The organism is Streptomyces sp. NPDC059957, assembly GCF_042730015.1.
Taxonomy (GTDB): Bacteria; Actinomycetota; Actinomycetes; order Streptomycetales; family Streptomycetaceae; genus Streptomyces.
In genome coordinates this window covers 1-10,298 of the sequence record NZ_JBHWMB010000084.1, presented here as the reverse complement: position 1 = coordinate 10,298, position 10,298 = coordinate 1, and the positions used below count along the sequence as shown (strand labels likewise).

Below are 10,298 nucleotides of genomic sequence, written 5' to 3'. Positions count from 1 at the left end.
GTCCACAACAGTGCGCGGACCGGCCTGTCGCTGCACAGCCGAGCGTCACAGCGGACGCGTCGGATCCCTCCGCTGCGTCTAGCCGGTGATCACACCGGGCGGGGGCGGAGGCAGCGGGGGCGTCCTGGGGAAGGCCGGAGTTCCCCCACCCGGCAAGCCCGGCCCCTGCCCCGGCCCCTGCCCGCCCGTGGTGCTTCCGCAGAACGCGTCCGCGACCGCGGTCAGCGCGGGGGCAACACCGGGAGGCATCTCGTTGACGGTGCCCGACGGCGGGAAACCGAACGAGACCATCAACTGCTTCAGGGCCACCACCATGGGTGCGGGAAGCCTGTCCAGCGCGGCGATGATCTGCTCGCCCGCGGAGATGCCGTCCGAGGAGACATACCCCGTCTGTGTTTCGTCTGCCATCGTCTTTGCCCTCCAAGGGGGTAGGCGGCTCGTTCTATCGCTTCTGCTCACCGGAAGGAGATCAATGCGAAGACGCGGCGTTCGGTCTTGGACGCGTTGCCCGAGTCGGCCCAGCCCGCGGCCAAGCGGCTGATGCGCCGGGCCCGCGGGTACATCTGGGAGCCGGCGGCGTGATCCAGCTGAAGGTGCAGTCGCTTCGTCAGGCCGGTCACCGGCCGGGCGCCGCGGAGAGGATCCGGTCGGCGGCCAAGTGTGGGCATCCGCGGACGTGCCAGGTCACCGACAGCACATCGCCGGCAGCGAACAGCGTCCTCGCGTCGCCGTCCCGGTCCGTGGCCTTGCAGTGCGGGCAGACAACAACCCGCGGACGGGCAGCCTCGCGCATGGCCCTCACCCCTATCCCGACGGCACAACACGTCCGCCGGCTCAGGCCAGAACTATCAAACCCGCAAGCGTTCCGCCCGCTTACTGGCGGGTATGCACCAAAATTTGCCCAGCCCCCCCTTTCAGCGGTCGGCCGCTGCGCCGCCCATGCGGACAACAGCGTGCCCCGGCAGTCGGCCGGACGCAGGCAGGACACATGGCCGAGCAGAGGATGGGCGGTCAGTGGGTCGTCACTCGCAGGCCACGCCGTCGCCGTCCCGGTCGAGGTGCGAACCCCAACATCGACGCGGCCGCCATCCACACCCTCGCCAGCCCCGCTCACCGGCGCCCGGCTTCTGAGCAGGACAAAGACGGTGTGGAACGGTCCTGCAGTGGCGTAAGGTGGGTTTCACCGACGCGGGGTGGAGCAGTTCGGTAGCTCGCTGGGCTCATAATCCAGAGGTCGCAGGTTCAAATCCTGTCCCCGCTACTGAACAGAAGGGCCCGGATCCACAAGGATCCGGGCCCTTCTGCCATACCCGGGAACGCGGCAGACATCGCGGCACCCTGCCTCGAAGCCCTCGCCGCCGGTGGCACAGCGACTCGCCACTCCGTCACAGCTCCGGTCGTTGCACTCGCGGTCCCGGCCTGGCGGATGATCCGGCTCCCGCCGACCCTGAAACTGTCCCCTTGGATCAGCCGGTCTCCGCCCTGCGTAGACACGGGCCGTCCTCCGAGCGGGCTGCCATGTTCGTCGGCAAAGGCATCGGCCCCCCTCGCTCAGCAGCGAGGGTGCCACCCGCGTCTCGCGTTACGGGCAGAGCCGGCCAGGCCTCGGGGTACAGTCGTCGCCCGGATCCACAGGGCCGCCAGGCCGGAAATTGGACCACCACAGCGGGGTGGACCCGTAATAGACCACCAGGTTCCCGCCGTTCTGGATCGCCAGATGCGCACCCCAGTGATGGTCGGTGGCACTGTTCCACAGCGGGCGCATCGCCGCATCGTAGGAGACGAGGTTCCCGTCGGCCTGCATGTAGAAGGTATTCCCGTAGCCGTAGCTGCCCGTGGCCGTCCAGATGGCAACGTTGTCGCGATAGAGCACCACGTGGCCGTCGTACTGCTGGATCAGCATGGTCCGACGGTCGGGCGAATACCAGGCCTCGCCCCGGTTCAGCCCGGCCGTACCCGTGATGACGGTCTCGGTGTCACTGCCGGCCAGGGCGGCCGGGGCACCAGCCGAAGTGGCGGGCGAAGCCTGCGCCGCCGTGGCGCCAAGCCCGGCCGGGACCAGGGCAAGCACCGCGGCGGCGGCTAATAAGGCGGGGCGAAAGCGTACTCGGTTCATGGGATCTCCGTCTGGTGCGATCCGGATGGACGCCCGTAGCCTCGCAGTGGAATCCTGCACTCAGCAGAAGGAATTCGGCCGTTGCCCGCCGTCCCAGGCCGCCGTGCGCCTGGCCCAGGACCGCTCCTCGGCCGCCCCAGGGCGGGTCCGGCACTCCGCCGGCTTGAGCTCGACAACGTCTGCAGCGTGGAGCTGCGCGGTCCCCCGCTCCCTTATGGGCGACGGTCCACGCAGCTCGGGCCACTGGTCGACCAGTACGGCATTTCCGCCTCTTGTCTGCGGATGTGGAGGAGTTCCCGGGGCCGCATCCTTCTTGGTCGGTCAGGGCCCTGGCGAACAGCTTCTGGGAGTCCAGCGTGCGCAGCAGCGGACCGAGCGGGCGCCGGTAGTCCCGGACAGCCACCGGCTCGGCGGCCAGGGCCCGCGACCTGTGGTCCCGGCTCATGGTGCGGCTCTCCGGTAGGAGTCGGGCCGTCCTGCGGGCGTGAGCGTCAGGGTTTGCTCGGCGGCGGTCCGGGCGCCGCCGACCGGATTGAGGGTGGTGTCGGTCCAGGCACGAGTGGGCGTGGTTTCAGCGAGCCGGCCAGAGACTCCCGACATGCCGAGCACCAGGCCGCTGTAGCGGTTCACCAGGCGGACCGTGCCGGTGGATGCGCCGTCGACGCTCCTTCCGGGAATGACGAACCACTGCTGGCCGACGGTGGGCCCGCCGGGTCGTTCCGCGGCTACGGTCGGCAGAGCGCCCCAGGCTCGCCCGCTGTCGCGGGTGGAGTCCACACCGAGGAGCTCCCGGCTGCCGGCGTTGGCGATGCGGTACGAACCGTCGCCGTTGGAGGTGAAGACCCATTGGCTGCGACTGGAGGGGTCTGTCGTGGGCAACGAGGTGGTCGCCCGACTGCCGGCGGCCTGCGCGAGGATGCGGCCGTTGCCGCTGTGGACGGTGTAGGTCGACCCCGAGACGACGGGGGCGGCGGGGGCGCTGGTCTCGACGGTGGTGTTGTAGTACTCGCCGTCCGCGCCGTTCGAGCAGAAGAACGAGCAGTAGCTGCGGAAGGTCTTGCCGACGATCGTGGAGCCGGTCTTGTTCTTGGAGTCCAGCATCCATCGGTACCAGGAGCCCGACCGGTAGGCGCCGGAGTCGCCGATCAGCCGCCACTTCTGGGTGGACAGGTCGTCGGTGACGTAGAAGCGCTGAGCTTCAGAGCCGTCCTGGTGCACGGCCTCGGGTTCACCGAAGTACAGACCGAGATGGGCGTTGTAGACGACGCTCATGGTCAGCAGGTCGGACTTGGCGGGCAGTTCGCCGCCGGCCTGCTGCTCGGCGACGCTGCCGGGAGTGGCCGGGTCGTAGTCGTTCTCGACGGGGGTGTAGCCCGTCGGGTTGTCGGCGTCGACGGGCTCCATGTTGCTCTCCAGACCGCCGACTCCCGGCTGGGACCAGGAGCCGTCGTACCACTTGCGCCAGGAGTCGGGGGCCATCTTCCCGGACATGGGGGCGCGGGCCACGTGGCCTCGGCTGCCGTCCGTCCATCCGCCCGGGACGCCGCCCTTCGGGATCGCGCGCGAGTTGTAGTAGACGTAGAAGTAGCCCGAGGCGGTGTCCACGAACAGCCGGGCGTCCCCGTTGCCGTAGTGGTAGGTGTCGTGGGGGAAGGCCGCGTTGTCACCCCGCCTCGTGCTGTAAGGGGAGGTGAGGACGTGGTCCTTGATGTCCCAGGTCTTCCCCTGGTCCTTGGAGACGGCGTAGTCGATCGCGTCGTAGTGCAGGTTGTCCCCGAAGGGATCGGGGGTGAACTCGTTGTGGACCAGTCCGTACCAGTCGCCCGAGTCCGGGTCCACCCACACGCCCATGAGGTCGCAGTAGTTCCGCTGCGAGTAGTGCGAACCGGCGTCCGCGTAGGTGGACTCGCGGCCGGTGGGGCTGTTGTTGCACCGCCACGTGGTGTCGTCATTGCGGTCCAGAGCGTTGGCCGGGTTGACCGCCTCGCTCAGTCGGGCGTCGCGTTTGGCGCTGTCGAAGTCCCTGCCCCGGTAGAACGTCCACTTGCGGGGGTCACTCTCCGCGTACAGGGCGTGGGCCGACTGGTAGTAGAACGAGCCGTCCTTGTCGATGTACGTGGCGGCGGGTGTGTCGTCGGGGTTGGCCCACGGGCCCTTGGAGCCGATGGTGACCGAGTACGTGGGAGCGGCTGCGGAGGCCGGCACGGATGCCGCCGGGCCGGCCAGTGCCACGGCCGCCGCGACGAGGGCACTGGCGATGCTGCTTCTGGAACGAGCCGACAACAGAGACTCCTCTCTGGCTGGACCGCCCGAAGGGGCGGGCCTGCGGGTCGATGCCGCGTTGAATTAGTTTGAATAAGATCCGAACTAATAGACGGTGTCAAGACCTCTGGGAGGGAGCGATGCCGGACACTTGTCAGCATCATGAGGGTCGTACGGCTCGACCAGAGACGAGGAACAGTTGAAGGCTGACCTGCGAACGGCGGCGCTTCCGAACGACGCCCATTCCGGGCCTGCGCAGCCGCGCGACCGGCGGTCCATCCGTCGCACCAACCTCGGTGTGGTGCTGCGGATCCTGCGCGACTCCGGGCCGCGTTCGCGTGCCCAGATCGCCGGCGACACGGGGCTGCCGAAGCCGACCATCACCAGCCTGGTGGCCGAACTCGTCTCACTCGGCCTGGTCAGCGAGGGGCCGACGCAGCGGGAAGGCGCCGTGGGCCGCCCCGGCACCCTCGTACATATCGACGGCAGGGACATCTTCGGCATCGGCGTGGAGATCAGTACCAGCTATGTGCACGTACTCGCCATCAGCCTCACTGGTGACACCGCATACGAGCACCGCAGTGCGCTCGACGTCGTCCATGCCGAAACCGATGCGGTACTCGACCACACGGCTCGGTCCATCCAGGACTGCATGTCCGCCCTGGAACGCGAGAGCAAGCGTCCGATCGGCATCACCCTCGCCGTGCCCGGGGTGATGGACAGGAGCCTGGGCGCCGTTGAGTACGCGCCCGCCCTCGGCTGGCGGAACGTCCCGGTCGCCGAGGAACTGCGTGCCCGCCTCACACCTGCCTTGCCCCGCCTGACCCTGGAGAACGACGCCAAGGCCTGCGCCATCGCCGAGTACGTGCGGGTCCAGGACATGGGCGTTCATGACATGGACGTTCATGACATGGTCTGCATCACCGGCGAACGCGGCATCGGCGCAGGCATCATCAGTGACGGCCACCTGCTGCGCGGCCGCGCCGGTTTCGCCGGCGAGGTCGGCCACATGCCCCTCGGCTGCGAGCGCCGCGCCTGCGTGTGCGGACGTCACGGTTGCTGGGAGACGATGGTCGGGCTGGACGCCATTCTCCGCCTCGCGGCCGACGACGGCGACGAAATCCACGAAGCGGCCGTCGAGCTGGAGACCCGGCTCGCCGAACTCCACCGCCGCGCCGAGCTCGGCGACCCGCGCACCCTGGAGGCACTCGGCCGCGTCGCGGACGATCTAGGCTTGGGGATCGCGGTTCTGGCCGACCTGCTCAACCCCGGAGTGGTAGTGCTTGGCGGCTACTTCACGCACATCGGCGACCTCATGCTCGACCGCGTTCGGCAAGTGGTTCGCGACCGGGTCATGGCGCCTGACGCCGGCGGCTGCGAAGTCCTGCTGTCCACCCTGGGCTTCACGGCGGCGGCGCGTGGGGGCGCGCATCTGGCTCTCGACGCGGTGTATCAGGACCCGAGCGCGGTCTGAGGGCGCGGGCCCAATGACTGCCTGCGCCGATGAGCGCTTCGGTCGTGTTTCTGCGTCGCGCGCGGCAGTGGGCCGGCACGGCGGCCTTCCGGGAGTTCCGTCCCAGCCAGGGCCCCGCACCGGCCCACCCTCCGACCCGCCGGTCGTGTGGTCACTCGGCAGGATGATCCGAATGTTCCGCTCGCCGGGGACCTCGGCCGGCTTCACCGTGATCACGAAGTTGCCGCGATGAGGCGTGCGCAGCGTGGTGTCGTCAGTGACAGCAGGACGGATGCGAGCACCACGCCCGGGGAGTACCTGAGGGAGTCAGACAGGGTCAAGGTCCGGGGGTGGCGGACTGCGCCGTCTCGAAGGTGGTCTTCTCCTGGTTGCCGAAGTTCGTCCCAGCCACGTAGGGACTTGGGGCACGATTCTCGGCTTCGGCAATCGCGTCGAGGCCGCCGGTGCTGGACTGGGCGAAGTGTGAGGTGACGCCGACCAGGACGCCCTCGCCGGTGGCCGGGTCGAAGTCCTTGAACCAAGGTCCGCCGCTGGATCCGGGGCTGAGCTGGGTCTTCATCAGATCGCTGTTGGTGTCCCACCACCACTCACGGTTGATCCAGGACGGGCCCTGGCTGAACAACAGCGAGCGTCCGTCGTAGATGCGCTGCTGCGGGGCGGGGATGTTGTTGACGTTCGGAGAGCCGTTGATCACCGCTGCACCGGTGCCGGAGAAGTTGGGGCCGCTGTAGCTCTTGAAGTTCAGTGAGGGGTAGCCGAAATTGGTGCGTTGCGTTTTGCGGGCCGGGTTGAAACCGATCGACTGGCCACCACCCACGACGTCTTCGATCGGACGGTCGTCGGCGGGGTTGTCGACGACCATGGCGGCCATATCGTTGTTGTTGAAGTGGTTGGACTGGGCAGCCCAGCCTTCGGTCAACCAGGCCCGGGTCACCGCCCACACGCCGTACGGTGCCACGTCGGGGCCAATCACAGGGCCGGCTTCCAGGTCGGTGCCCGGTGCGACGCGCGGCAGGTTCTCACCCCGAAAGTCGGGGATGAACAGCACGTTCGTGGCGACCTGGTTCAAGTCCAGCGGAGCATTCAGGCCCCAGTTGATGCGCAGGCAGTGCGCCGCGGTGACCACCACGCTCTTGTTCTGGCTCTTGACCACCGTGGCGGTGCAGGCCGCGAGGTTATCGGTCGTGCCCGTGCCGTCGGCGTTGCGCATCCGCATCACCAGCTTGCCTACCGTCTTGGTGATCTTCCCGCCGCCGGCCCAGGGCCGGGCGGTGTCATCCCACCCGGCTGCCGGAGCGACGGCTTCGGACCCGTCACCGTTGAGCGATGCGGCTGACAGCCGGTTCAGGTTCCAATACCCGACCTGCTGCTGAAGTCCGGCCTCGTAGCCGGCGCCGAGAGGGACAAGCCGAAGTTCGGCGGGTCCGGCGGCGTGTGCAGCAGGGGCGCTTCCCACAGTTGTTGCGGTGGCCGCGGCCACCGCAAGGGCCAGCACGGACGTTCGCCGGTGGGCTAACTGACGCATCCTCATGGCGTACTCCTCGGATAGAAAGAGTTTCCGAACGAAGCTACCAGCCGGTAGGGGTCCTGTTCCCGGAGTCGTTGAACTGTTCTCCCCGGACAGCAACTTCGGCAACTGCGGCGTCATCGCGGACGACAAGCAGGTCGGCGAGACCGAGAGAGCGGGCAAGTTCGCCAGGGATCTACCTGACGAGGAGGGCACGGGCACTGACGAAGACCGAATCGCCGGGACAACGCGCACAGGTGCACCGCAGGCGGAACCACCGCCGCGCTCACCGACCTCGGCATCCACGGCGCGAGCTTCGCCGCGGCCTCGCGCGGCGAGGGCCGGGACTCAGCCCCGCTGTCGTTCCGCATCGTCCGCCGGGTGAATGAGTGCCGCGCGGAGCTCACGGGTCAGGGAGTCGGCCCGGGCGGCCAGGTCCGGGTCCATGATCGTCACCATGCCGGAGCTGCCCTTGTCACCCCACAGGCACACGGCACGCCGGCCACCGTCGGAGGTGGTGAGGCCCACGCACTCCAACCAGCCCCCGGCCGGTCCGGCCGCCGGTTTCCATGACCGGTTCACCGTCGCGCCGACTCGGTCGGCCCCGGCGCGCACGGAGTCCGCGAAGGAGCTCAGGGTGTCCGCCGACATGTCGTGCAAGTCGCCCGTCAGCACGCGGACGCCGATGAGCCCGTCGTTGGTCTTGAGGTCGCCGTACGCGTGAGTGAAGGACTCGTAGCCCTCCGGATCGGTGGCGGCGGAGGCCGCCTCCAAATCCTGGTTGAGCGGGGAGTTCCACAGGAGCCGCATGCCCTGGAACGTTTCCGGGGCAGTGACGCCGTAGCGCGGATACTCGGTGCTCAGCATGTACGACCACACCCCGGCCCCCACCAGGCAGCCCAGCACCACCGCCACCCCCACCAGGGCGAGGTCCAGCTCGCGGCGCGAGTACGGCGGCACGGGCGGCAGCTCCGGCAGCGCCGGATCCAGCGGGACCGGATGCGCGGCAGCGGAATGCCCACCCCGGCGCCGGGCGCGGCGCAGCACCCCGGCCAGCCAGAAGGGCAGCGCGCCGTAGGCCACGAGCCCGGCCCACCACAGCCATTGCGGAAGCTCCAGGCAGACCACGGCGATGAGAACCGCGCTGATCAGCACGGCGCGCACGAGTCCCGTCTCAGAGGGTTTGCGGACGAGCGGCAGTAGCACCACCCGTCCGGGCCGGTTCAGCACCTCGAGGGCCTCGGCGAGCATCGCGCGGCGCGCGTCGTCCGGCCGCTGCCCGGAATCCGCCCGCGCCTGTTCGGCCGCGGCGCGCACACCGTGGCCCGTCGCCAGTGCCTGGCGCAGGTCGAACATCTGGGTACGGGCAACACGCGGCCGCCGCGCCACCCTCTCGCCTGCGGCCGTCAGCCACGGCGCGCTCCGCACCCGTGCCACGCGCAGGGCCTCGGGCGAGCCGGGGGCCAGCTCGGCCACCCGCGCCGCGAGGGCGGGGCCCCGGGTGTTGCGGGCCGGACGGTCCTGGAAGTCGCTGTGCAGGCAGAGCTCCGCGTACCCGGCGAGCAGCCCCAGGTGGTCGGGGAACACCTCCAGGGCGTCCCGGTAGATCTGCTCGGCGCGGTCGTCCTCCTCGTCGTCATCCTCGGCCACGTGTGCGAGCGCGAGGAGCAGCGACAGCTCGGCGTCCGGCCCGTACGCCTCCAGTCCCCTACGGGCGGCCTGTCGGGCCGCGTCCAACCGCCGCGCGGTGAACAGCGCCCGGCTCGTTGCACGGGCACCGTCGACGCCTTCATCCGTCGGGGTGTCCTGCGCGGCGCTGCCGGACGCAGAGATGTTCGCTTCTGTGACTTTCTGCCCGGCTCCGGCGGCCATCACGGTGGCGTCCGACGCCGCGTCACCCGCGGGACGGGTGACGCCATTGTCCTCATTGACCTGGTTGGCCTGGTTGTTTTCGTTCGTGCCGTGCATGGCTATTGCGCCCCACCCCTGGTTGTGCTCCCGGGCCCCTTCCCGGACGCGCAACTATCGCCTGCAAATGGGAGTCCGTCAATCCATCGGATCGGCCCGGGATAACCCGCAGTTTCACCCACTGCCCAGCCCGCAAGGGCGAACGCGACGGCGTGCGCGTGGGGTGTGCTGCTCCTGCTCGGCCCTGAAACGAGCAGCAGCCGACATAGCGGGGCTCGGCATCGTCGTCGGCCTCAACGCGACCTACGGGACTATCGAAAGTGCCCAGGTCCAGAAAGCGGGAGGTGGGTGGGGATGAAGCTGAGGTGGGGCCTGGCAGTTGACGACGCCGAGGTGCAGGCGCTCCCCGGGAGCGATGACGACCGGGGCGTAGTCCTGCTTCTAGAAGTCAGTAGCGGGGGGTGGAGTCCCAGCTCTTGCCGCCGTCGTAGGTGTAGATGGCGTTGGAGGTGATGTCCTTGTCGTTGACCATCCGGGTGAACACGTTGACGCTGCCCGAGGAGTTCACGGACGCCGTGTAGCGATTGCCCCGGTCGTTGTTGACCTCGATGGTGCCGGCGCCGCTGCTCCACTGCAGGCGCGCCCACGCGGCGCGGCAGGAGGGGCTGTAGCGCAGTTGGATGTTGCCGCTGCCGTTGCCGACTTCGACGGTCCGCGCGTCGTTGTTGCACGTGGTCTTGCTGGGGTCCAGCCCGTTGCAGCTGCTGGCGTAGCAGCTGGTCGCGGCCGATGCGGGTGCCGCGGCCGCGATGCCGCCCGCCAGGAGGGTCGTCGTGGCCAGGAGTGCGCCGACGATGTGCTTCATAAGGTTTGCCTCTCGGATCGGGTGTTCTGGTCTGTGGAATTGGGTGTGCTGGGTGACAGCCGCTTGGGGCGCTAGGGCCTGTCGTCAAATTCCCGTCGTCGCCCGAAGGGCGGCCTCGCGGCGTCTGGTGCGTGCTCTCGGCGTGCCGGGCGGAAGCCCGCGTACT

9 protein-coding genes and 1 tRNA gene are annotated in these 10,298 nt (G+C 69.1%); 2 read left to right on the top strand and 8 right to left on the bottom strand.

What is annotated here, in order from left to right:
- Positions 1-78 precede the first annotated feature (78 nt).
- From ACFWBW_RS35640 to ACFWBW_RS35630, 3 genes are all read right to left on the bottom strand, one after another.
- The gene (locus ACFWBW_RS35640) at positions 79-408 is read right to left on the bottom strand and encodes a hypothetical protein (protein WP_385381903.1); all 330 of its coding nucleotides are present in this window, start codon (positions 406-408) and stop codon (positions 79-81) included.
- A 47-nt stretch (positions 409-455) separates the two neighbouring features.
- A complete protein-coding gene (locus ACFWBW_RS35635; RefSeq protein ID WP_385381900.1) occupies positions 456-620 on the bottom strand; it encodes a hypothetical protein in 165 nt (54 codons plus the stop codon).
- Positions 621-1,022: 402 nt separating this feature from the next.
- Entirely contained in the window at positions 1,023-1,184 is a 162-nt protein-coding gene (locus ACFWBW_RS35630) for an excalibur calcium-binding domain-containing protein (protein WP_385381897.1), read from the bottom strand.
- A 3-nt stretch (positions 1,185-1,187) separates the two neighbouring features.
- Here ACFWBW_RS35630 and ACFWBW_RS35625 point away from each other — a divergent pair.
- A tRNA-Met gene (locus ACFWBW_RS35625) sits at positions 1,188-1,261 on the top strand.
- A gap of 321 nt (positions 1,262-1,582) precedes the next feature.
- On the opposite strand, the gene ACFWBW_RS35620 is transcribed toward ACFWBW_RS35625, so the two are convergent.
- Both ACFWBW_RS35620 and ACFWBW_RS35615 read right to left on the bottom strand, forming a co-directional pair.
- Positions 1,583-2,116 carry a hypothetical protein gene (locus ACFWBW_RS35620; protein ID WP_385381894.1) on the bottom strand — a complete coding sequence of 178 codons (534 nt, stop codon included), beginning with the start codon at positions 2,114-2,116 and terminating at the stop codon, positions 1,583-1,585.
- 441 nt (positions 2,117-2,557) lie between these two features.
- Positions 2,558-4,399, bottom strand: a complete 1,842-nt coding sequence (locus tag ACFWBW_RS35615) for an RICIN domain-containing protein (protein ID WP_385381891.1) — start codon at positions 4,397-4,399, stop codon at positions 2,558-2,560.
- Between the two features lie 178 nt (positions 4,400-4,577).
- On the opposite strand from ACFWBW_RS35615, the gene ACFWBW_RS35610 reads away from it, so the two are divergent.
- Entirely contained in the window at positions 4,578-5,852 is a 1,275-nt protein-coding gene (locus tag ACFWBW_RS35610; RefSeq protein ID WP_385381888.1) for an ROK family protein, read from the top strand.
- A gap of 316 nt (positions 5,853-6,168) precedes the next feature.
- Here the strand turns inward: ACFWBW_RS35610 and ACFWBW_RS35605 are convergent, their stop codons facing one another.
- The 3 genes from ACFWBW_RS35605 to ACFWBW_RS35595 all read right to left on the bottom strand — a co-directional run bounded on the left by ACFWBW_RS35605 (position 6,169) and on the right by ACFWBW_RS35595 (position 10,132).
- Entirely contained in the window at positions 6,169-7,383 is a 1,215-nt protein-coding gene (locus ACFWBW_RS35605) for a trypsin-like serine peptidase (protein ID WP_385381885.1), read from the bottom strand.
- A 324-nt stretch (positions 7,384-7,707) separates the two neighbouring features.
- On the bottom strand, positions 7,708-9,327 hold the full coding sequence (locus tag ACFWBW_RS35600) for a hypothetical protein (protein ID WP_385381882.1): 1,620 nt from the start codon (positions 9,325-9,327) through the stop codon (positions 7,708-7,710).
- A gap of 388 nt (positions 9,328-9,715) precedes the next feature.
- Complete coding sequence (locus ACFWBW_RS35595; protein WP_385381879.1) at positions 9,716-10,132, bottom strand: DUF2690 domain-containing protein; 417 nt, start codon at positions 10,130-10,132, stop codon at positions 9,716-9,718.
- Positions 10,133-10,298 lie beyond the last annotated feature (166 nt).